The sequence below is a fragment of the Streptomyces sp. NPDC002730 genome, from assembly GCF_042888805.1.
Taxonomy (GTDB): Bacteria; Actinomycetota; Actinomycetes; order Streptomycetales; family Streptomycetaceae; genus Streptomyces.
On sequence record NZ_JBIAQG010000003.1, the window covers coordinates 476,740 to 499,963 of the forward strand.

Genomic DNA, 23,224 nt, shown 5'->3' on the forward strand with positions numbered 1-23,224 from the left:
CCATTTCTGACGGCTCATCAGTTTCTTCTGTTGCTTGCAGCCCTCTTTCACTGCCATGTGAACTGTGAAATTGTACGGTCACACTTTCCGCGGGCATGACAGCTCCGGGAGTGCTCAACTTCCGTTGCCATCACGGTCCGCACCCCCCACCGCCGTGCCCCACGCACGGCTGCCGACCGGCCTGGAGGCCATCGCTATGCGCAGACCCCCCACCCTCAGGAAACTCGCCCAACTGCTGATACCTACCGTGGCCGCCGCCGGCCTGGGGCTCACCATGCTCGCCCCCAATGGCGCGGCGGCCCCGGCCGGCGCCGGGGCACCCAATCCCGCACCGAGGTCGGCCCCCGCCCCACAGCCCGCCTCCGCCACCGTGCTTGCCGCCGATCTCGCACCCGGACACGCCGTCGACCCCGCGCGATCGGCCACGAAGACCTCGAACGCCGCGCAACGCCCTCCGCTCCCCGCGGCCCAGAACGCCGCAGCGCGCAAGCAGGCCCGCTCTGCGGCGAAGGCCGCGGCGGACTGCAACGTCAGCGACTTCACCTCGAAGACCGGCGCTGCCCTGGTCGAGCAGATCAAGCGGTCGGAAACCACCTGCATCAACACGCTGTTCAGCGTGACCGGTGAGGACTCCAAGGCCCTCTTCCGCGAGGAACAGATGGTCACGGTGGCGAACGCGCTCAAGGATGTCGCGACCAACTACCCGGGGGACAACAGCACTTTCGCAACCCAGGTGGTGCTGTACCTGCGCGCCGGCTACTACATCCAGTACAACCAGCCGGAGAACGTCGGCGAATACGGCCCGACGCTGAAGAGCGCCATTCAGGGCGCCCTGGATGCCTTCTTCGGCTCGTCCCACGCCTTCGACGTCACCGAGGCCAACGGAGAAACCCTGGCCGAGACGGTCACCCTGATCGACAGCTCCGGAGAGAACACCCGCCACCTCGACGTGGTCAAGCGTCTGCAGAAGGACTACAACTCGTCGTACGACCAGTTCTACGGGATGCTCGCGGCGGTCAACAACACCTACACCGTGCTCTTCCGCGGCCACCAGCTGCCGGAGTTCGTGGAAGCCGTGAAGGCGGACCCGAGCGTCCTCACCGGACTGCGTGACTTCGCCGTCGCCCACGACGATCTGCTCGGCACCGACAAGTCCTACCTGGCCAGCAACGCCGGACGCGAACTCGGCCGCTTCCTGCGGCACGCCGACCTCAAGGACACCGTCAAGCCCTTGGTCAAGGAGCTGCTCGGCCGCAGCGAGATCACTGGACGCACCGCCCCGCTCTGGGTCGGCCTTGCCGAGATGACGGACGAGCACGACAAGGAGAACTGCGCCGAGTACGACACCTGTGACCTGCAGAACCGCGTGCGCGGCGCCGTGCTGACGGTCAAGCACGCATGCGGTCCGAGCGTGAAGATCCTCGCACAGGAGCTGACCGCGTCCGAACTGTCGGCCACGTGCGACAGCGTCCTCAAGCAGGACCCGGTCTTCCACAACATCGTCAAGGACAACGGTCCGGTCAAGGACGACAACAACACCAGCATCGAGATCGTCGCCTTCAACTCCAGTACCGACTACAAGACCTACGCCGGTGTCGTCTTCGGCGTCGACACCAACAACGGCGGCATATACCTGGAGGGTGACCCGGCAGCTGAGGGCAACCAGCCGCGCTTCATCGCCTACGAGCAGCCGGCCCAGGACGACGCCTTCCAGATCTGGAACCTCAACCACGAGTACACCCACTACCTCGACGGCCGCTACGACATGTACGGCGACTTCGCAGCCGGGCAGACCACCCCGACCGTGATGTGGATCGAGGGTTTCGCCGAGTACGTCTCCTACTCGTACCGCGGCATCACCTACGACAGGGCGATCGAGGAGGCGGGCAAGAACACCTACAAGCTCAGCCAGCTCTTCGGGACCACCTACGACAACGCCGACACCACGCGTATCTACCAGTGGGGCTATCTGGGCGTCCGTTACATGCTCCAGTCGCACCCCGAGGACGTGGCCACCCTGCTCGGCCACTACCGCGCAGGCGAGTACGACGCGGCCCACAGCCTGCTCCGCGACACCATCGGCACCAAGTACGACGCCGACTTCGCCGACTGGCTGAGCAAGTGCGCCGGCGGCGACTGCGGCCAACTGCCGGCCCGGAGCGGCCGGTGACCGGGGCCTCGGCCACCGGCAAGAACTGAGCCAGGAGAGCCTGGTGTCCCGCGCATCGTTCGTGCGCGGGACACCAGGCAGCGGCAGTTCGGGGCCGGACCGACCGGCCCCATTCCTGGGCCGTCCGTGGGCCGTCCAAGGGCCGCCCAGGACGACCGGCGAGCGCCAACAACGACCACGGTGGGCACAGCACCTGCGGAGCCGTTACCGCCGTAGTTCCTGCTACACCCAGGTGTCCAGCCACATCCTGTTCCGCCAGTCCTCCACCGGGATCGGCCTCCCCGTGTACAGCGGATAGAAGTAGATGAAGTTCCAGATGATCAGCAGCACCAGCACCCCCGCGCCGATCGCGCCGATCGCCCGCCTGCGTTCGTCCGAGCCCGGTGGACCCAGGATCGCGCCGATCATCATCGCGACGGCCAGACACAGGAACGGCACAAACACCACCGCGTAGAACAGGAAGATCGTGCGTTCCTGGTAGAAGAACCACGGCACCCAGCCCGCCGCGATGCCGCAGGCGATCGCGCCCGCGCGCCAGTCCCGGCGGAACAGCCAGCGCCACAGGATGTAGCAGATCGCGAAGCAGGCCGCCCACCACAGCAGTGGTGTGCCGAGCGCCAGTACCTCGCGTGCGCACTTGTCCGCGGCGTCCGGCGGGCAGCCTCCGGTGCCCGCGTTCGGGTCCTCGTAGAAGTACGAGACCGGGCGGCCCAGCACGATCCAGCTCCACGGGTTCGACTGGTACGTGTGGCCGGAGGTCAGATTGACGTGGAACTCGTAGACCTCGTTCTCGTAGTGCCACAGGCTGCGCAGCCAGTCCGGCAGCCAGGTCCAGCTGCCGCCCCTGCCGTCCGTCTGGGCCCAGTTCCTGAAGTAGCCCTTGTCCGTGACGATCCAGCCGGTCCAGGACGCGATGTACGTCGCGATCGCGACCGGCACCGTCGAGACGAAGGCCGGCACCACGTCCTTCCTCAGCACCGCCTGGTACGGGTGCACCGCACCCGCTGTCCGGCGGGCGCCCACGTCCCACAGGACGGTCATCAGGCAGAACGCGACCATCACATACAGGCCGTTCCACTTGGTGCCGGCGGCCAGGCCCAGCATCAGGCCCGCAGCCAGCCGCCATGGACGCCAGCCGAGGCGCAGCGTCTCCGCGACCGTCGCATCCGGGCGCAGCACGCCCTCCTCGTCCGTCGGCAGCGCCGCCGCGAGCCGTCGCCGCGACCAGTCCCGGTCGATGACCAGGCAGCCGAAGGCGGCCAGCACGAAGAACATCAGCACCTGGTCGAGCAGCGCCGTGCGGCTCATCACGAAGTGCAGTCCGTCCACGGCGAGCAGCGCACCCGCCAGGCAGCCCAGGAACGTCGAGCGGAACAGCCGCCGGCCGATCCGGCAGAGCATCAGCACCGACAGCGTGCCGAGCACGAAGACCATGAAGCGCCAGCCGAAGGGCGTGAACCCGAAGAAGTGCTCGCCGAGGCCGATGACCCACTTGCCGACCGGCGGATGCACCACATATCCGGGGTCGGTCGGGATCGGGACGCTCGACGGGTCCTTGAGGATCAGCTTGTCGACGTCCTTCGGCCAGCTGCCCTCGTACCCCTGATTGATCAGGGCCCAGGCGTCCTTCGCGTAGTACGTCTCGTCGAATATCACCGCCTTCGGCCTGCCGAGGTTCCAGAACCGCAGCACGCCCGCGACCAGCGCCACCAGCAGCGGCCCGCCCCATGCCGCCCAGCGCAGCAGCGGGTTCACGACCGACGGCGGGATGCCGAAGACCGGCCACAGCCGCTCGGAGGGGCGCGTGTAGGGCGGCACCAGGCGTTCGCGCAGCCCGATCACGGGCCTGGGCGCGTAGCCGAATCTGCGCAGCCGCTGCTGCCAGCCGGGTGGCTGCTGATCGGCGTCCTTGCCCTGCTGGGTCTGTGGCGCGGTACTGGTCACCGCGCCATCGTAGGGAACGCGACTGTGCGAGTCGTACGTCCGGTCCTGCGAGGATGGCGTATGTGACAACTGTGCTCTCCCGGGGGACGACCCCCGGACCCCCGACAGGCGTGCTGGTACTCGCAGGGACCCCCATCGGTGATGTCGCCGACGCACCGCCCCGGCTCGCCGCCGAGCTGGAGCGCGCCGACATCGTGGCCGCGGAGGACACCCGGCGGCTGCGCCGGCTCACCCAGGCGCTCGGGGTGCACACGCAGGGGCGCGTGGTGTCGTACTTCGAGGGCAATGAGTCCGCCCGTACGCCGGAGCTGGTCGAGGCGCTGACCGGCGGCTCCCGGGTGCTGCTGGTGACCGACGCCGGCATGCCGTCCGTCTCCGACCCCGGTTACCGGCTGGTCGCCGCCGCCGTCGAGCAGGACATCAAGGTCACGGCGGTGCCGGGCCCGTCCGCCGTACTGACCGCGCTGGCCCTGTCCGGGCTGCCCGTGGACCGCTTCTGCTTCGAGGGTTTTCTGCCGCGCAAGGCGGGCGAGCGGCTCGGCCGGCTGCGCGAGGTCGAGAACGAGCGGCGCACTCTCGTCTACTTCGAGGCCCCGCACCGGCTCGACGACAGCCTCGCCGCGATGGCCGAGGTGTTCGGCGCCGAGCGCCGGGCCGCCGTCTGCCGCGAGCTGACGAAGACGTACGAGGAGGTCAAGCGCGGCGGTCTCGGTGAGCTGGCGGATTGGGCTGCCGAGGGCGTACGTGGCGAGATCACTGTCGTCGTCGAGGGTGCGCCCGAGCCGGGGCCCGGGGATCTCGACCCCGCCGAGCTGGTGCGCAGGGTGCGGGTGCGCGAGGAGGCAGGCGAACGGCGCAAGGAGGCCATTGCGGCCGTCGCCGCTGAAGCGGGGCTTCCCAAGCGCGAGGTCTTCGATGCCGTGGTGGCGGCAAAGAATGCGGATCGGCCGGTCCCTGCGGACGGTAAAGGACTATCGTAAAAAGCAAAGGGCAGACCGTGTCCTGAGCTTTTCTGCATGGGAACGCCAAAAACCAGACCATTAATCGACAGGCGCTGATGCGCTCCCGCCGGTATGGGCGTCCACTGGGTCAGTGGAGAGGAGCTGGCATGAGTGAGATCACAGGCACCGCCAAGGTCCACGAGGCGTATGCCTTCGCCTGCATGCGCTGCGGGCACGGCTGGGAGCAGTCCTACGAGATAGAGCACCACGTCGACACCACCGGCCAGGAATTCGTTGTCTATAAGGCCGCGGGCGCGCGAGTGCCGTCCCCGCTCTCGAGCCCGACCTGCATCAACTGCGGCGGACATGTCGTACGGATCATGCGGTCCGGACAGGTCTCCTCGGTACGGAACCTGATGTCGCCACCCGCTGAGAAGAAGTCCGTCCCGGCCGCCGCTGCGGCGCCCGTGGAGCGCGAGTCGGTGGAGAGGGAGTCGGCGGAGAGGGCGGTGCCCGAAGTGGCGGGCGCCGAGCAGACCCAGCCGGCGGAACCTCACCACTGGCACCTCTCCGACCTTCTGCACCCGTTCCACCGCAAGTGAGGCTGCTCCACCGGGAGTGAGACGCAGGGCGCGAGCCTCGTAGGATCGCGCCCATGAGTTCGAAGTCCGCACCACCGCCGCTGCCCGCACCGCTCGGCGTGCCGGTCACCGATTCGCACACCCACCTGGATATGCAGGAGGGCACGGTCGAGGAGGCGCTGGCGAGGGCCGCGGCCGTCGGCGTGACTGCGGTGGTCCAGGTGGGCTGCGACATCAAGGGCTCCCGCTGGGCCGCGGAGATGGCCGCCGCGCACGACAGCGTGCACGCCGCCGTCGCCCTGCACCCCAACGAGGCGCCGCGCATCGTGCACGGCGACCCCGATGGCTGGTCGCGGCAGGGTGCGCGGGAGGCGGGCGGCGACAGCGCGCTGGACGACGCGCTCACCGAGATCGACCGGCTGGCCGCCCTCCCGCAGGTGCGCGCGGTCGGCGAGACCGGCCTGGACTCCTTCCGTACGGGCCCCGAGGGCATGGCCGCCCAGGAGCGCTCGTTCCGGGCCCATATCGAGATCGCCAAACGGCACGGTAAGGCGCTGGTCATCCACGACCGTGAGGCGCACGCCGATGTCCTGCGGATTCTCGCGGAGGAGGGCGCCCCCGAACGCACTGTCTTCCACTGCTATTCGGGTGACGCGGAAATGGCCGAAGTGTGCGCGGCCGCGGGCTATTTCATGTCCTTCGCCGGCAATGTGACCTTCAAGAACGCGCAGCCGCTGCGCGACGCGCTCGCCGTCGCCCCGGCGGAGCTCGTACTCGTCGAAACGGATGCACCGTTTCTCACACCGGCGCCGTACCGCGGTCGGCCCAATGCGCCGTATCTCATTCCGGTCACGCTGCGCGCGATGGCGGCGGTGAAAGGCCTCGACGAGGACACGCTGGCCGCGGCGATCTCGGCCAATACGGCTCGCGCATTTGATTACTGAGGGTTAAATCGGAGAGTGCCGCCGGCTCCGGCGGCGGGCTCGGCGCGGAAAAAGTCACCACTCTGCGTAGTCGAGCCGCTTTGGAGAGTGACCATAGCTTCGCTAGTGTCCCGGCCCTGCAACGCCGTCGCGCGGACCGGACCGGACCTACGGAGCGTCGTGAGCAATTCGCAGGGCAGTGACCGAAGAGGGCGCGGCCGTCGCCGCGCCGCCGCCAGGACTGGGGAGCCGTACGAAGCGCCCGCGCCGTTGTACGAGGCGCCCGAGCCGATGCCGTACGAGCCGCCCGAGTCGTCGTACGAAGTGCCCGAGCCGTCGTACGAAGTGCCCGAGCCGTCCTACGAAACGCCCGAGCCGCCGTCGTGCGACGTGCCCGAGCCCCGGTTGTGCGAAGCGCTCCCGCCGTCGCTGCCGAGCCGGAGCCCGGGTGCTGCCGTGCCGGCCATGGACGCCCCCGCCAGGGCGGGTGGCCGCGCCGAAGCCCGTCGCGCCGCCCGCCGCCGCAGGACCGTGGAGAAGCCCGGCACCCTCCGCCGGCTCGTCCCGCAGGCCCTCGTCGTCGCCTTCCTGGCCGGCGGCACCTCGGCCTTCGTCGCCAACGACAAGGCGGTACAGGTCAGCGTCGACGGCGTACCGCGCACCATGCACACCTTCGCCGACGATGTTCAGGAGCTCCTCGAGGACGAGGGCCTCGACATCACCGGGCACGACATCATCGCCCCGGCCCCCGGCGCGGCCCTCGCCAGCGGCGACCAGATCATCGTCCGCTACGGCCGGCCCGTGATGCTCACCCTCGACGGTCGGCGTCGCCGGGTGTGGACCACCGCCCGCACGGTCGACGGCGCGCTGCGTCAGCTCGGAGTGCGGGCCGACGGTGCGTATCTGTCCGCCTCCCGCTCCTCGGCGATCTCCCGCACGGGCCTCGCGCTGGACGTACGCACCGAGCGCACCGTGACCTTGATGGCCGACGGGAGCGAGCGCACCATCCGTACGAACGCGGCGAGTGTGCGCGAGGCGCTGGACGAGGTGGGCATCGCGCTGCACGGGCAGGACACCACCTCCGTGCCGCTCACCAGCTTTCCGCGTGACGGCCAGACGATCAGCGTCACGCGGATCACCGGCGCCAAGGCGGTCCGCGAGGAGCCGATCGACTTCGAGATCGAGAAGACCGGGGACTCCTCGCTGGCCGCGGGCACCGAGGTCGTCGCACGGCCTGGGCGGGCGGGTACGCGCCGGGTCACGTACGCCCTGCGGACGGTCAACGGGGTGCTGCAGAAGCCGAAGAAGATCGCCGAGGAGGTGGTGCGGGAGCCGGTCGCCCAGCAGGTGAAGGTGGGCACCAGGCGGCTGCCGGACTCCGTGCCGGGCGCGGACGGGATGAACTGGGGCGCTCTCGCGCAATGCGAGTCCGGAGGGCGGCCGGGGGCGGTCGATCCGTCGGGCGCCTACGGCGGGCTGTACCAGTTCGACACCCAGACCTGGCATGCGCTGGGCGGCAGCGGTCGGCCGCAGGACGCGGCCGCGGCGGAGCAGACGTACCGGGCGAAGAAGCTCTTCGTACAACGGGGGGCGAGTCCGTGGCCGCACTGCGGCCGTAGGCTGTATCGGTGAGCACCACTGAGCCCGACGCACTCCTCGGCCCCGCCGACATCCGTGAACTGGCCGCAGCGCTGGGCGTACGCCCCACCAAGCAGCGCGGCCAGAACTTCGTCATCGACGCCAATACGGTCCGCCGGATCGTACGGACCGCCCAGGTGCGGGAAGACGACGTCGTCGTCGAGGTCGGCCCCGGGCTCGGGTCGCTGACCCTGGCGCTGTTGGAGGCAGCGGACCGGGTCGTCGCCGTCGAGATCGACGATGTGCTGGCGGGCGCGCTGCCGTCGACGATCGCGGCCCGGATGCCGTCGCGCGCCGACCGTTTCTCGCTGGTCCACTCCGACGCGATGCTCGTCGAGGAGCTGCCGGGGCCGCCGCCGACCGCGCTGGTCGCCAACCTCCCGTACAACGTCGCCGTGCCGGTCCTCCTCACCATGCTGGACCGCTTCCCGACGATCGAGCGGACGCTGGTGATGGTCCAGGCGGAGGTCGCGGACCGGCTCGCGGCCAAGCCGGGCAACAAGGTGTACGGAGTGCCTTCGGTGAAGGCGAACTGGTACGCGGAGGTGAAGCGGGCGGGCTCGATCGGCCGGAACGTCTTCTGGCCGGCCCCGAATGTGGACTCGGGCCTCGTGTCCCTGGTCCGCCGCACCGAACCGCTGAAGACAACGGCCTCGAAGGCGGAGGTCTTCGCGGTGGTCGACGCGGCGTTCGCGCAGCGCCGCAAGACGCTGCGGGCGGCGCTGGCGGGCTGGGCCGGATCGCCGGCCGCGGCGGAGGCGGCGCTGGTCGGGGCCGGGATCTCCCCGCAGGCGCGCGGGGAAGCGCTGACGGTCGAGGAGTTCGCACGGATCGCGGAGGCCAAGGCGTGAGCGTCACGGTACGGGTCCCGGCGAAGGTGAACGTCCGGCTGGCGGTGGGCGGGGCGCGGCCCGACGGCTTCCACGACCTCGCGAATGTCTTCCTGGCGGTCGGCCTGTACGACGAGGTCACGGTGACCCCGGCCGAGTCGCTGACGATCACGTGCTCGGGCCCGGACGCGCATCAAGTCCCCCTGGACCGTACGAACTTGGCGGCGCGCGCGGCCGAACTGCTCGCGGCCCGCCATGGACTGTCCCCGGACGTCCACATACACATCGCCAAGGACATCCCGGTCGCGGGCGGCATGGCGGGTGGCAGCGCGGACGGCGCGGGTGCGCTGCTGGCGTGCGACGCGCTGTGGGGTCTTGGCTCGACGCGCTCCGAACTCCTTTCGATCTGCGCCGAGTTGGGCAGCGATGTGCCGTTCAGCCTGGTGGGTGGCGCGGCGCTGGGCACCGGCCGCGGCGAGCAGCTGACCGAGCTGGAGGTCGGCGGGGACTTCCACTGGGTGTTCGCGGTGGCGGACGGCGGCCTGTCGACGCCGGCGGTGTACGGGGAGTTCGACCGTCTCAACGAAGGCATCGCCGTCCCCGAGCCGATCGCGTCCCCCGCGCTGCTCGAAGCCCTGCGCACGGGCGACGCAACGGCGCTGGCGGGCGCGCTCGCCAACGACCTGCAGCCCGCGGCGCTCTCGCTGCGCCCTTCGCTGTCCGCCACCCTCGCGGCGGGCACGGCGGCGGGCGCACTGGCGTCCCTGGTCTCGGGCTCGGGCCCGACGACGGCGTTCCTGACGAAGGACGAGGACGCGGCGCGGGGGGTGGCGCAGGCGCTCCTGTCCTCGGGCACGTGCCGTACGGCACGGGTGGCGCCGTCCCCGGCGAGGGGTGCGACGGTGGTCGGGGCCTGAGGGCCACGCCCGGACCCCCTGCCCCGCACCCCCGCGTGCGAGGGCGGGTGGGTGGAGGTACTCAGATCCCGGTTGAGTACGAGCGCCCTCACCGGCCCCCGTGCCCCCGCGGCACCGTACTCGCATGGGATCAAGCGTTCGTGAGCTCGCCGCTGCCACGCCCGGGACCCGGGACCGGTACATCGACCTGTTGCGGGTCGCCTCGCTGGGGACCGTCGTGCTCGGGCACTGGCTGATGGCCGTCGTCACCGGGGACGGTGTCGGGAATCTCCTCGCCGTCGTGCCCGAGCTGCAGCTGCTCACCTGGGGCCTGCAGATCATGCCGGTGTTCTTCTTCGTCGGCGGCTTCTCGCACGCCCTCTCGTACCGCTCCCTCGCCAGGAAGACCGACGGTTCCGTCTACGCCGCCTTCCTGCGGGCCCGGCTGCAGCGGCTGCTGCGGCCCACCATGGTCTTCATCCTGGTCTGGGGCGCGGCCGCGCTGATCGTTCAGCTTCTCGGCAGTGGCAGTGATTCGGCCGGGTTGACCGGTGTAGCGCTGCGGCTCGTCGCCCAGCCGCTCTGGTTCATCGGTATCTACCTGGCGATGGTCGCCTTCACGCCGCCGCTGCTGAAGCTGCACGAGCGGTACGGCTGGGGCGCCTTCGGCGCGCTCGTCGCCGGTGCCGCGCTCGTCGACGTGCTGCGCTTCTTCGGCGGGGTGCCCTTCGTCGAGTTCCTGAACTTCGCCTTCGTCTGGCTCGCCGTCCACCAGCTCGGCTTCCTCCGCGCCGACGGCCGGATCCGGATGCCCTCCGCGCTCGCGGCCGCCGGACTCGTCGGTGCCGCGGGGCTGGTCGCGTTCGGTCCGTACCCCCTGAGCATGGTCGGGATGCCCGGCGAGAAGGTCTCCAACATGGCCCCGCCCACCCTCGCGCTCCTCTTCCACGGCCTGTGGCTGGTCGGCGCGGTGGAGCTGCTCCGTACACCCGGTACACGCTTTGTGCAGCGGGCCAGGGTCTGGCGGGCCGTCGTCGTCGCCAACGGCATCGCGATGACCGCGTTCCTGTGGCATCTCACCGCGATGCTCGGTGTGTACGGCGCGATGCTCGCCCTCGGCATACCGCTGCCCGCCCCCGCCTCCGGCGCCTGGTGGGCGCAGGTCCCGGTCCGTATCGCGGTGGCCGCCGTGGTGACCGCGCTGCTCGTCGCCGCCTTCCGCACCTTCGAGCGGCCGGTGACCGCGGCCCCCGGAGCCGCCGGGAAGGGCGGATCGGGGCCTGCCGCCGCCCTCGGGATCACGCTCTGCCTGTTCGGCGTGCTGGGTCTGTCCATGGTCGGCTTCGGCGGCATGCTGGAGGGCAGGTCCGCGATGCTGGTCGCCGTACGGGTCACCGCGCCCGTCGCCGTCGCCATGGCGCTCATCGGCTGGCTGCTGGTCGAGACGGCGGGCAGAGGCCGCCGGACCGCTTCCTAGGAGCCACCTCTTCCTGCGACCTTTCCCCGGACCGCTTCCTGGGAGCCGTGCGCAAGGGGTGTGACCGGTCGCAGCCCGGCTGTGCGCAGGGCTGCGACCGGGCCCCGGATCAGGGAGCGCTGATCAGATCGTGCGGAGGCACCTTCACCGTGCGGGCGCCGGGCTTACCGCCCAGTACGACCTTGCGGAGCGCGACGTTGTTCTTCAGGTTCGTCTCCTGGAGGCGGTGTTCGGGGTTGGCGATCACCTGGATGTAGTAGGTGCCGTTCGGCAGGTCGGTGACGTCGAAGGACTGGCCGGGACGGTACTGGGTGTACGTGTCGCCGGAACCGACGTCGAGGACCTCGCGCACGGACACCGAGTTCTGCTCGCCGCAGGCGGTCGACAGATCCGTGTTGTTCGGGTGCCAGTTGGCGTTCTTCACCGTGTAGTCGATGGCGTCGGTGTTGGCCAGGCAGAAGGCCTCCTTGCCGCTGCGCACGATCTCGGCCTGGTTGGCGCTGAGCAGGCGGTAGCTGGCGAAGTCCTTGAAGTGCCAGTGTTCGTGGCCCACTCGCGGGTCCCACTCCATGGCGCCCGTGGGCGTGTACCCGATCTGCTTGCCGTTGGCGTCGTAGAAGTACTGGTAGGCGTCCATCAGGTTCTTGCCGGGGCTGCGGAAGCCGTCGACGACCAGTGGCGCGGGGCCCGCGTTCCAGACGTTGGCGCTGAAGGCCAGATAGTCCTTGCCGGGGACGTCCCCGTCCTCGCCGTCGGAGATGGCGATATCCCATGCCGGGAGCGAACGCAGGTCGGGCTTGGGCACGTTGGGCACGCTCGCCCGGCCGGTCGGGCGGTGGGCGTTGGGCTGCAGCGCGGGCGCGTTCCGGGAGCCGTCGGTGTGTCCGGGCCCGTCTCCCAGGTGCGTCGCCGTGCCGCGGTCCTGCAGAGCGTGCGACAGCGCGGGCGGGGCGGGGGCGTCCGCACCGCGTCCGTCGACGCCGTAGTGGCTCGCGTGGCCCGACGCCGCGGCGCCGTGCCCGGAGCCGTGCCCCGAGCCGTGCGCGGAGTGCCCGGCCATCGCCGAGTGCGCCGAGCGCGAGGCCGCCGGCCCGCCCCCGCCCTCGGTGACTTTCCGTACCTTCACCTTGATCGTCTTCTGTTCGTTCGCCATGCCGAACAGGTCGCGGTAGGTCTTCGCCACGGAGACCTTGGCGGTGTACTCGCCGGGAGGCAGATCCGCCGGGGCGGATTCGCGGCCCCGGCTGGTGTTGGCCGCCCAGCCCTTCTCGACGCCCCATACGGAGCCGAGCGTGAAGGGGTTCCTGGGGCATTCCTCGGGGTACTTCGAGGTGGCCGGGGCGTCCGGCCGGATCCGTCCGGCTGCGCTGTTCGGGCAGAACGCCTGGGTGGTGTCCAGTACCTTCGCGCCGGACGCCTTGCTGATCGTCACCTTGAGGAAGCCCGGCAGGCCGGAGAAGTCCTTCACCAGACCCGCCGGAAGGGGCTTGGTCCGCGTCTTCTTCCCCTCGTGGATGATCTGCGCGGCGGTCACGGGCTTCTTGTAGGACGGGCGCGTGACCTTGAACTCCAGCGGCCCCCCGTCGACGGTGACGTACGTCCCGAGGTCCAGATTGACCCCGGGCTCGCCCTCATAGCGGTCGAGTGTCACGGAGCCGGCGGCGGCGATCAGCTTGAGCTTGGGTGCGGTGGTCGTCGGCGCCGCTCCGGCGACCGGAGCGGCCCCGGTCGCGGCAGCGACCGCGGCGAGTGCCACGGCGACAGCCGCTGTACGGCGTAGGCGGGTACCAGAGGATATGGAAGGTCTGGTCATCGGTTCCTCGTCTGCGAGTGCCACGATGCATCGGACTGGTCTGAACCCACGGCCGACCGGCCGGACACGCCCCCGATGTGCCCGCTCCCTCAGGTGTGGCCCGGTACGACCTGTGTGGCCTGTGAGAGTTGGGCAGGGGTGTCCTGGTTGCTCGCGACAGGAAGGCGCTGAACGTTGGCCGAAAACGGGCCACCGGTCGTCCACGGGCCGTCGGAACCCGGTGATCCTCGGCTGCCGGAAACAGGTCCGGCCGGGCGACTACCCTGGACGTCGATCCATCCCCCGTCCCAGGAGTGAAATGGCCGTCAACCTCGTCAATGTCGAGGCAGTCAGCAAGGTGTACGGAACACGTGCCCTGCTCGACAGGATCTCCCTCGGCGTGTCCGAGGGGGACCGCATCGGCGTCGTCGGCCGCAACGGCGACGGCAAGACCACCCTCATCCGGATGCTCGCCAAGCTGGAGGAGCCCGACACCGGACGGGTCACCCAGAGCGGCGGGCTGCAGCTCGGGGTGCTCACCCAGCACGACTCGCTCGACCCCGAGGCCACCGTCCGGCACGAGGTCATCGGTGACATGGCCGACCACGAGTGGGCGGGCAACGCCAAGATCCGTGACGTACTCACCGGGCTCTTCGGCGACCTGCACCTGCCGGGCTTCGAGCAGGGTCTGGACACCGTCATCGGGCCGCTCTCCGGCGGTGAGCGCCGCCGGATCGCGCTCGCCAAGCTGCTCATCGCCCAGCAGGACCTGATCGTCCTCGACGAGCCCACCAACCACCTCGACGTGGAGGGCATCGCCTGGCTGGCGAAGCATCTGCAGGCGCGCCGCTCGGCGCTCGTCTGCGTCACCCACGACCGCTGGTTCCTCGACCAGGTCTGCACGCGGATGTGGGACGTCCAGCGCGGAGCGGTGCACGAGTACGAGGGCGGCTACAGCGACTACGTCTTCGCGCGCGCCGAGCGCGAGCGCATCGCGGCGACGGAGGAGGCGAAGCGGCAGAACCTGATGCGCAAGGAGCTCGCCTGGCTGCGGCGCGGCGCCCCCGCCCGTACCTCCAAGCCGCGCTACCGCATCGAGGCCGCGAACGAGCTGATCGCCGATGTGCCGCCGCCGCGCGACACCTCCGAGCTGATGAAGTTCGCCAACGCCCGCCTCGGCAAGACCGTCTTCGACCTGGAGGACGTGACCGTCCAGGCAGGCCCGAAGGTGCTGCTGAAGCACCTCACCTGGCAGCTCGGCCCCGGCGACCGTATCGGCCTCGTCGGCGTGAACGGCGCCGGCAAGACCTCGCTGCTGCGCGCCCTGGCGGAGGCGGCCCGCAGCGACGGCGACAAGCAGCCCGCCGGCGGCCGCGTCATCGTCGGCAAGACCGTGAAGCTGGCCTATCTCTCCCAGGAGGTCGGCGAACTCGACCCGGCCCTGCGGGTACTCGAGGCCGTGCAGCAGGTACGCGACCGGGTCGACCTCGGCAAGGGCCGTGAGATGACCGCGGGTCAGCTGTGCGAGCAGTTCGGCTTCACCAAGGACAAGCAGTGGACGCCTGTGGGTGACCTCTCCGGCGGTGAGCGGCGCAGGCTGCAGATTCTGCGGCTGCTGATGGACGAGCCGAACGTCCTCTTCCTCGACGAGCCCACCAACGACCTCGACATCGAGACGCTGACCCAGCTCGAGGACCTGCTCGACGGATGGCCGGGTTCGATGGTCGTCATCTCGCACGACCGCTTCTTCATCGAGCGGACGACGGACAGGACGTTCGCGCTGCTCGGCGACGCCACACTGCGGATGCTGCCGCGCGGTATCGACGAGTATCTGGAGCGCAGGCAGCGGATGATCGAGGCCGCCGTGCCGACGCCGGCGCCCGCCTCCGCCGCGGTGGAGAAGCCGGCGGCCAAGTCCGCGGGCGACGCCCGCGCGGCGAAGAAGGAACTGCAGAAGATCGAGCGGCAGCTGAACAAGATCTCCGACCGGGAGACCAATCTGCACGCCCAAATCGCCGATAACGCCACGGACTTCGGGAAAGTGGCGAAACTGGATGCGGAGCTGCGTGAACTGATCGGTGAGCGCGACGAGTTGGAGATGCGCTGGCTCGAACTCGCCGAGGACGCGTAAAGGAGCGGTGCAGAGCGCGTAACAACCGCATCACGGGCCGGTCCTCCCTTGGGAACAGGGGTGGACCGGCCCCTTGTTCGAGCAGGGCCGAGTGATAGAAAGAAGCTCCGCTCGACTGACCTGAAACAGCGCTATCCATGTCCGAATCGCTCCTTCTCGGAGCAAACGCTCGCCGGAACAGCGGGGGAGACCGGCTCGGGCAGTGGGCCGCACCAAGGGGGACGTACCGATGACTCAGCCGCCCGGCCAGCAACAGCCGCAGGGTGGCTTTGGCGTTTCCCAGGGCTCGCAGCACGGGTTTCCTCAACCGCCTGCCCAGCCTCCGCAGATGCCGCCCACGCCGCCCGGCCCGTACAACCAGCCGCCCGGTCCGTACGGTCAGGAGCCGGGGCCGTACAACCAGCCGCCCGGTCCGTACGGTCAGCAGCCCGGGCCGTACAGCGGCTACTCGACCCAGCCGCAGTACGCGGGCGGACCCACCCCGCCCGGCGGTGGCTCCGGCTTCTTCAAGGGCAGGCTCGGAGTCATCATCGGCGCGGCGGTCGCAGGCCTGCTGGTGCTCGGCGGCGGTACCTGGTTCGCGCTCAGCGGTGACGGCAAGGACGACAAGGCCGGCGTCAGCAAGAGCAGCGACCATCCCAAACCGTCCGGCTCGGCGTCCGTCGACCAGGGCACCGCCGACGGCACCCCCGGCGGCCAGGACCCCAACGCCCGGCGCAGGCCGGGCGAGGCGAAGGTTCTGATCCTGTCGACGAACGACATCGACGTGCCGGGCAACGGCACCGAGATCTTCGGCCCGTGGATCGTCGGCGACACCGTCGTCAAGGTCACGTACCGGGAGGTCACCGCCCAGTCGGTGACCGACGGCAGGAAAAAGTGGAGCCTGAAGCTCGGCACTCCCGCGTGCCTGGCCGCCCCCCAGGCTTCGGCCGAGGGAAAGATCGTCATCGGCGTCAAGAACGGCACTACGGAGAAGTCCGACTGCAGCGATCTCCTGATGATCGATGCGAAGACGGGCAAGACGGGCTGGAAGAAGCCCATACCCAAGCCCAAGCAGCTCACCGGCTTTTCCGACTTCATCCTCGCCGTCAGCGGGAACACGGTCACCATCGCAGGCGACGACAGCTCCTACGGCTTCAGCCTGAGCGACGGCAAGCAGCTCTTCGGCAAGCCGTCCTCCCGCTGCCTGCCCCACGGTTTCGCGGGCGGCACCAGGCTGATCGCCGCCGCGAGCTGCCCCACCAGCGACGCGGAGAACTTCAAGCAGGAGATCCAGGAGGTCGACCCGGCCACCGGCAAGGCCAAGTGGACGTACGCGCTTCCCTCCGACTGGGAGGTCGACAAGGTCTACTCGGTCAGCCCGGTCGTCGTCTCCATCAAGCTGGACGCCGACGAGTCCGGCAACGACATCAAGCGGCGGGTCCTCTCTCTTACGGACAGTGGAAAGCTGCGCTCGCAGCTCCAGGTCGGCAAGGACAAGTTCGAGCCGCACTGCAGCAGTAGTTCGACCATCGCTTTCCGCGGTGACATCCAGGGGTGGTGCACCGGCGTCGCCGCGGACGCGTCCACCCTCTATCTGGCAACGGAGCCGGCCGAGACCAACGAGGTCGTGGCCTTCAGCCTGGACACCGGCAAGCCCAAGTGGCGTTCAACGGCGGGACTCGACCGCACGATGATGCCGGTCACCGTGGAGAACGGCAGCGTCGTGGTCTACATCGCCCCGACCTTCAGCCTGGGTGGCGCGGTCGCGACCATCGCGCCGGCGGGCGGTGCACCGAAAGCCGTGCTGAAGCACCCGCTGTCGACCGCCGAGATCGAGGCCGGCTTCAGCAAACCGCGGACGGTGTATGCGGACGGCCGGTTCTTCCTCACCGCTACCGGGATCACCGGGCTCGACGACGCCAGGGAGAGGGAGACGACAACACTGATGGCCTTCGGCAAGTGACCGCGTTCTGAGTCGTCCGGACATCCCAACTCCTTCTCCCATCTCCCCATTTCCAGAGGTAGACACTCATGACACAGCCGCCGAACCAGCCGCCGCAGCAGCCGAACCAGCCGCCACAGGGAGGCTTCGGAGCTCCTCAGCCGCCCGCGCAGCCGCCGCAGATGCCGCCCGCCCCGCAGGGGCCGCCGCCCGCGACCCCTCCCGGGGCGCCCGGCTACGGCTACCCGCAACAGCCGCCCGCCCAGCCGGGTTACGGCTACCCGCAGCAGGCTCCCGGCCAGCCGGGTCCGTACAACCAGCAGCCCGGCCCGTACAACCAGCAGCCTGGTCCCTACGGCGGCTATCCGACCCAGCCGCAGTACCCCGGCGCGCCCACCCCGCCCGGTGGCGGCGGTGGCATCGGCGGCTTCTTCAAGGGCAAGCCCGGTGCCGTTGTCGGCGCGGCCGTCGCCGCGCTGCTGGTGATCGGCGGCGGCACCTACCTCGCCGTCAGCGGCGGTGACGACGAGAAGGACAACAAGCAGAACGTCAGCAAGAGCGACGACCCCAAGCCGACGGGCTCGGCGTCCGTCGACCAGGGCGACGGCAGCGGCGACGGCCGTGAGGCCAACGACGACCTCAACGCCGGGCGCAAGCCGGGCGAGGCGAAGGTCCTGTTCCTGACGAAGAACGATGTCGACCTGCCGCGCAACGGCGCCGATGTGTTCGGCCCGTGGGTCGTCGGCGACACCGTCGTCAAGGGCATGTACAAGGAGGTCGTCGGCTACTCGGCGACCGACGGCACGAAGAAGTGGAGTCTGCCGCTCGGCGCCGAGATCTGCTCCGCGCCCGCGCAGACCTCTGCCGACGGCAAGATCGTCGTGGGGGTCAAGGACGGCCTCACCGAGAAGTCCAAGTGCCTCAATCTCCAGATGATCGACCTCAAGACCGGCAAGGCGGGCTGGAAGAAGCCGATTCCCAAGGCCAGTGGCGCCTTCAGTTCGCTCTCCGACTTCACTCTGTCGATCAGCGGCAACACCCTCGCGGCGGGGGGTAGCGGCAACTCCTACGGCTTCTCGATGGCCGACGGCACGCAGCTCTTCAAGGGACCGAGCGAAGGCTGCAAGCCGTTCGCCTTCGCGGGCGGCCCCAAGCTGATCGCCGCGGCGAGCTGCCCGACGTCGGACTACAACAAGCCCAAGCAGCAGCTGTCGGAGGTCGACCCGGCCACCGGTAAGCCCAAGTGGACGTGGAACGCTCCGGTCGGCTGGGAGGTCGACAAGGTCTACTCGGCCAGCCCGCTGGTCATCTCCCTGACGCAGCGTGAGCCGAAGAAGTGGTCCATCGTCGCGCTGAAGGACAACGGCACGGTGCGCTCGCAGATCGACGGCGGGAAGGACAAGTTCCAGCCGCGCTGCGGCGGTTCGTTCGTGGTCTTCGGCCAGAACCTCGAGGGCTGCACCGGCGTCGCCGCCGACGCGAGCACGTTCTACATGTCGACCGAGCCGGCCCGGGCCGGCGGGGCCAACGAGGTCGTCGCGTTCAGCCTCGACACCGGCAAGCCCAAGTGGCGTTCGCCCGCGGGTGGCGACACCTCGATGACGCCGCTGGGCATGCAGGACGGGAGCGTACTCGTCTACAAGGACGCGTCGTACGACAAGGGCGGTGCGGTCGCCACGATCGCGCCTACGGGTGGCGCGCCGAAGGTGCTGCTGCAGCACCCGGCCTCGACCGCTGAGATCGAGAACTCCTTCTACTCCGCCAAGATGGTGTACGCGGACGGCAGGTTCTTCATCGCGAGTGGCCGCGTCAGCGCCAGCAACGACGCGGAGGAGAAGGAGACGAAGACCTTGATGGCCTTCGGTAAGTGACCGCGTCCTGAGTCCTTCAGACCCAACTCCCTTTCTCCAGAGGTAAGTACGCCATGACGCAGCCGCCACCCCCGCCGAACCAGCCGCCACCCCCGCCGAACCAGCCGCCGGGGCCGCCGCCGCAGGGCGGGTTCGGCGCTCCGCAGGATCCGCCGCCCGGCGGCTTCGGAGCCCCGACGCCGCCACCCGCGCAGGGCCCTTCGTACGGCTATCCGCAGACGCAGCCGCCCGCCCAGCCGCCGCAGGGCCAGCCCGGTTACGGCTATCCGCAGGCGCCGGGCCAGGCGCCCGGCTACGGCTACCCGCAGACGCCTCCGGCCGGACAGCCGCCGGCCCAGCCGGGCTACGGTTACCCCACCACGCCCATGCAGCCGCAGTACGCGCAGCCGCAGTACGCACAGCCCGGCGGCAGTGGCGGTGGTGGCGGCAAGAAGCTGAGCACGCAGATGCAGATCATCATCGCGGCGTCGCTCGCCGTGGTGCTGATCGTCGTCGGCGGCATCTGGTTCGCCTCCAAGGACGACGACGGCGGCGGCAAGAAGGACGAGAGCAAGAACAGCTCGGGCGGCGGCTCCGAGGGCTCCACCGGCGGTTCCACCGGCGGCGGCAAGGCCGCCGACGGCCCCGGCAAGGAGCAGGCTCCCGCGAACATCCACTCCAAGGTGGCCTTCCAGCTGCCGGAGCCCGCGCGTACCGACCTCACGAGCGTCAAGGGCTCCTGGGTCACCGACAAGGCCTACGTCAAGCCCGGGATCAATTCGATCGTCGGCTACGACGTGGCCAAGGGCACCCCGCTGTGGACCGTCCCGCTCCCGGGTCAGGTCTGCGCGGCCTCGCGCCATGTCTCCAAGGACTTCAAGGCCGCGATCGTTTTCGAGGCCGCCAAGCGGACTCCGCCGAAGAACTTCCAGCCGTGCACCGAGGTCGGCGTCGTCGATCTCAACACCGGCAAGCTCTTGTGGAGCAAGTCCGTCACCAGCGCCAAGTCCGGTGACTCCAAAGCCCAGTTCGGAGAGATCACCCAGAGCGGCACCACGGTCGCCGCGGGCGGCTCCGACGGCGGTGGGGCGTTCGACCTCAACAGCGGCGCGGTCCGCTGGAAGCCCACGGTCAACGGCGAGCAGTGCTACGACATGGGGTACGGCGGCGGCGAGGCGCTCGTCGCGGTCCGCAAGTGCGGTTCGTACGACAACGCGCAGGTCAGCATCCAGGGCCTGAACCCGGCCAACGGCACCCCGCTGTTCTCGTACAAGCTGCCGCCCGGCGTCGGCTACGCGAGCATCGTCTCCACCAAGCCGCTGGTCGTCGCCGCCAACGTCGGCGACACGGGCTCCGGCGGCATCTCGGACTTCTTCTCGCTCGACGAGAAGGGTGCGCTGCGCGCCAAGATCCCGGCCGCCGGTGACAAGTACGAGGCGCGGTGCGATTCCACCGAGGTCGAGGAGTGCCAGAAGGTCGTCGTCGGAAACGGCAAGATCTACCTGCCGACCGCGGACCACGAGGGCACGGGGGATTACGGCGACACCAACGAGATCCTCTCCTTCGACCTCGCCACCGGAAAGCCCACCAGCGACCGGGCCAACGCGGGCGACCGGTACACGATGTTCCCGATCCGGATGGACGGCGGCAACATCATCGCCTACAGGTGGCCCCCCTACGACAAGGGCGGCCAGGTCATCAGCATCGACGGCGGCACCTTCAAGCAGACGGTGCTGATGGACAATCCGGCCGACAAGTCGGTCCGTGAGGCGGAGACCAGCTTCTCCTCGGACTACGCCGAGTACCGCTACGCGAACGGCCGGCTGTACATCGGCGCGGTCCTGATGAGCAAGCCGACGTCATCCGGCGCGTCGTTCGGGAAGAAGTACCTGGCTGTCGCCTTCAGCACGGCCGACTGATTTCCGACCGGGCGTACGCCGCACGCGGCACAACTCCGGTCAGTGGCCCGGCACATCGGTTCTCCGATGTGCCGGGCCACAGTCATGACTAGCCCTGTTGTAGCCCTGTTTGGCGAAGAATTCGGCATTCTGGGGGGCTTCTGCCGAGTTAGGGGCGCGCAACGTCGAACAAGCGTGTAGCTTGCCGGGGCAGGAGGGCCGGGGGGCCAGCTCGCGGGGATGGGGGTTGCTCGATGGGCGTGCGGCTCGTGGTGGTCGATGATCACCGACTGCTCGCCGAGGCACTCGCCTCGGCCTTGAAACTGCGTGGGCACCGGGTGCTCGCTGCTGCCGCACCGGGGGCCGGCGCGGCCGAGCTGGTGGTGGCCAGGGCGCCCGAGGTGTGCCTGCTGGGCACGGCGACCCCCGCGGAACCGGGCGCCTTCGACCCGATCGTGAAGATCAAGCGGGAGCGTCCGCAGGTGGCTGTGGTGGTCCTCGGCCCGGTGCCGAGCCCGCGAGGGATCGCCGCGGCCTTCGCGGCCGGCGCCTCCGGTTATGTGCGTCACGACGAGCGGATCGAGGGCGTCGAGCGGGCGATGGTCAAGGCGCGGGCGGGCGAGGCCGTGGTGGCTCCGCAGCTGCTGCAGGGCGCGTTCGCCGAGCTGCTCAACCCGGCCGCGCAGCCGGACGACGAGGGGCAGCGACTGCTGCAGCTGCTCACTCCGCGCGAGGTCGAGGTACTGGTCAGGGTCGCGGAGGGCGAGGACACCCGGCTCATCGCGGCCGGGATGGGGATAGCGCCGAGCACGGCCCGTACGCATGTGCAGCGGGTGCTGATGAAGCTGGGAGTGGGCTCCCGGCTGGAGGCGGCGGCGCTGGCGGCGCGCACCGGACTGCTGGACCGGGCGACGATCGCCTCGTCGCCGGGACCGGTGGCGGAGTAGGCGTTACGCGTCCTCGGGGTCTGTGACCTCGGGCTTGGTCACCGACGTCCTCGTACCGAAGATCGGCACGGCCGGCTCGGGTCTCACCTGGTTCACCTGGTTCGCCTGTTTCGCATGGCCCATCTGGTTGAAATGTCCTAAGTAAGCGCATGCTGCATGCCCATTGACGATGACTGTTGGCTTGTGATTTGTTATGTGCGGTTCTGTTTGCTGGGAGGCTGAGGGAGCTCCAGAGTGAAGAAGACGTCGACCCGGCTCGCCGACGGTCGTGAGCTGCTCTACTACGACTCCCGCGACGACGCCGTACGCGACGCCGTGGACCGGCGGCCGCTCGACCCGATCTCCACCACCTCCGAGATCCGCCGCGACCCGCTGCTCGGCGACTCGGTCGCCATCGCCTCGCACCGTCAGGGCCGCACCTACCATCCGCCGGCCGACGAATGCCCGCTCTGCCCGTCCAGGGACGGCCGCCTCAGCGAGATCCCGGCCGCCGACTACGACGTCGCCGTCTTCGAGAACCGCTTTCCCTCCCTGGCCGGCGACTCCGGCCGCTGCGAGGTCGTCTGCTTCACCTCCGACCACGACGCCTCGTTCGCCGACATCGGCGAGGAGCAGGCCGCGCTGGTGCTCGAGGCCTGGACCGACCGCACCGCCGAGCTCGCCGAACTTCCGCAGGTGGAGCAGGTCTTCTGCTTCGAGAACCGGGGCGCGGAGATCGGGGTGACGCTGGGGCACCCGCACGGCCAGATCTACGCGTACCCCTTCGTCACCCCGCGCACCGCGCTGATGCTGCGCTCGGCCGCCGGACATCGGGCCGAAACCGGCCGCAATCTCTTCGACGACGTGGTCGCCCGCGAGCGTGAGCAGGGCGTACGGGTGGTGCTGGAGGGCGAGCACTGGGTCGCGTTCGTGCCGTACGCGGCGCACTGGCCGTACGAGGTGCATCTGTACCCGCTGCGGCGTGTTCCGGACCTTCGGGCGCTGGACGACGCGGCGCGCACAGAGTTCCCACAGATCTATCTGGAACTATTGAGGCGCTTCGACCGGATCTTCGGTACGGGCGAGCCGCCGACGCCGTACATCGCGGCCTGGCACCAGGCGCCCTTCGCTGATGTCAACCGGAGTGACTTCGGGCTTCATCTCGAGCTTTTCACCATCCGCCGGACTTCCGGCAAGCTGAAGTTCCTCGCGGGTTCCGAGTCCGGTATGAGCGTGTTCATCAATGACGTGCCGCCGGAAACCGCGGCCGAGCGACTGCGAGAGGTAGCGAGCGAGTGAGTGG

At 69.6% G+C, this 23,224-nt stretch carries 16 protein-coding genes; 14 read left to right on the forward strand and 2 right to left on the reverse strand.

Features of this window, described 5'->3' with window-relative positions; all coding sequences use genetic code 11:
• Positions 1-196: 196 nt before the first annotated feature.
• Positions 197-2,170, forward strand: coding sequence for a collagenase (locus ACFYXH_RS10435; protein WP_389561669.1), 1,974 nt, complete (start codon positions 197-199; stop codon positions 2,168-2,170).
• Between the two features lie 222 nt (positions 2,171-2,392).
• On the opposite strand, the gene ACFYXH_RS10440 is transcribed toward ACFYXH_RS10435, so the two are convergent.
• Entirely contained in the window at positions 2,393-4,114 is a 1,722-nt protein-coding gene (locus ACFYXH_RS10440) for a dolichyl-phosphate-mannose--protein mannosyltransferase (protein ID WP_389561670.1), read from the reverse strand.
• Between the two features lie 62 nt (positions 4,115-4,176).
• Between ACFYXH_RS10440 and rsmI the strand changes: the two genes are divergently transcribed.
• The 7 genes from rsmI to ACFYXH_RS10475 all read left to right on the forward strand — a co-directional run bounded on the left by rsmI (position 4,177) and on the right by ACFYXH_RS10475 (position 11,400).
• Positions 4,177-5,094, forward strand: a complete 918-nt coding sequence (rsmI, locus tag ACFYXH_RS10445; RefSeq protein WP_389561671.1) for a 16S rRNA (cytidine(1402)-2'-O)-methyltransferase — start codon at positions 4,177-4,179, stop codon at positions 5,092-5,094.
• A gap of 128 nt (positions 5,095-5,222) precedes the next feature.
• Entirely contained in the window at positions 5,223-5,657 is a 435-nt protein-coding gene (locus tag ACFYXH_RS10450; RefSeq protein ID WP_362682321.1) for a hypothetical protein, read from the forward strand.
• A 53-nt stretch (positions 5,658-5,710) separates the two neighbouring features.
• Entirely contained in the window at positions 5,711-6,580 is an 870-nt protein-coding gene (locus ACFYXH_RS10455; RefSeq protein WP_389561672.1) for a TatD family hydrolase, read from the forward strand.
• A 270-nt stretch (positions 6,581-6,850) separates the two neighbouring features.
• Complete coding sequence (locus tag ACFYXH_RS10460) at positions 6,851-8,191, forward strand: ubiquitin-like domain-containing protein (RefSeq protein WP_389561833.1); 1,341 nt, start codon at positions 6,851-6,853, stop codon at positions 8,189-8,191.
• Positions 8,188-9,048, forward strand: a complete 861-nt coding sequence (rsmA, locus tag ACFYXH_RS10465) for a 16S rRNA (adenine(1518)-N(6)/adenine(1519)-N(6))-dimethyltransferase RsmA (protein ID WP_389561673.1) — start codon at positions 8,188-8,190, stop codon at positions 9,046-9,048. Before ACFYXH_RS10460 ends, rsmA begins: the two co-directional genes overlap by 4 nt.
• Positions 9,045-9,944, forward strand: coding sequence for a 4-(cytidine 5'-diphospho)-2-C-methyl-D-erythritol kinase (locus tag ACFYXH_RS10470; RefSeq protein WP_389561674.1), 900 nt, complete (start codon positions 9,045-9,047; stop codon positions 9,942-9,944). The genes rsmA and ACFYXH_RS10470 overlap by 4 nt, the downstream gene beginning before the upstream one ends.
• A 124-nt stretch (positions 9,945-10,068) precedes the next feature.
• Positions 10,069-11,400 carry an acyltransferase gene (locus ACFYXH_RS10475; protein WP_389561675.1) on the forward strand — a complete coding sequence of 444 codons (1,332 nt, stop codon included), beginning with the start codon at positions 10,069-10,071 and terminating at the stop codon, positions 11,398-11,400.
• A 109-nt stretch (positions 11,401-11,509) separates the two neighbouring features.
• Here ACFYXH_RS10475 and ACFYXH_RS10480 read toward each other — a convergent pair whose 3' ends face one another.
• Entirely contained in the window at positions 11,510-13,213 is a 1,704-nt protein-coding gene (locus ACFYXH_RS10480; protein WP_389561676.1) for a lysyl oxidase family protein, read from the reverse strand.
• A gap of 298 nt (positions 13,214-13,511) precedes the next feature.
• Between ACFYXH_RS10480 and ACFYXH_RS10485 the strand changes: the two genes are divergently transcribed.
• From ACFYXH_RS10485 to galT, 6 genes are all read left to right on the forward strand, one after another.
• Positions 13,512-15,323, forward strand: a complete 1,812-nt coding sequence (locus tag ACFYXH_RS10485) for an ABC-F family ATP-binding cassette domain-containing protein (RefSeq protein ID WP_389561677.1) — start codon at positions 13,512-13,514, stop codon at positions 15,321-15,323.
• 328 nt (positions 15,324-15,651) lie between these two features.
• Positions 15,652-17,268 carry a PQQ-binding-like beta-propeller repeat protein gene (locus tag ACFYXH_RS10490; RefSeq protein WP_389561678.1) on the forward strand — a complete coding sequence of 539 codons (1,617 nt, stop codon included), beginning with the start codon at positions 15,652-15,654 and terminating at the stop codon, positions 17,266-17,268.
• Between the two features lie 68 nt (positions 17,269-17,336).
• Entirely contained in the window at positions 17,337-19,118 is a 1,782-nt protein-coding gene (locus ACFYXH_RS10495; protein ID WP_389561679.1) for a PQQ-binding-like beta-propeller repeat protein, read from the forward strand.
• Between the two features lie 53 nt (positions 19,119-19,171).
• Positions 19,172-21,016: a PQQ-binding-like beta-propeller repeat protein gene (locus ACFYXH_RS10500; protein ID WP_389561680.1), complete on the forward strand. Its 1,845-nt coding sequence runs from the start codon at positions 19,172-19,174 to the stop codon at positions 21,014-21,016.
• 233 nt (positions 21,017-21,249) lie between these two features.
• Positions 21,250-21,942 (forward strand): LuxR C-terminal-related transcriptional regulator, encoded by a 693-nt coding sequence (locus ACFYXH_RS10505; protein WP_389561681.1) that lies wholly within the window; start codon positions 21,250-21,252, stop codon positions 21,940-21,942.
• 234 nt (positions 21,943-22,176) lie between these two features.
• A complete protein-coding gene (galT, locus tag ACFYXH_RS10510; protein WP_389561682.1) occupies positions 22,177-23,220 on the forward strand; it encodes a galactose-1-phosphate uridylyltransferase in 1,044 nt (347 codons plus the stop codon).
• Positions 23,221-23,224 lie beyond the last annotated feature (4 nt).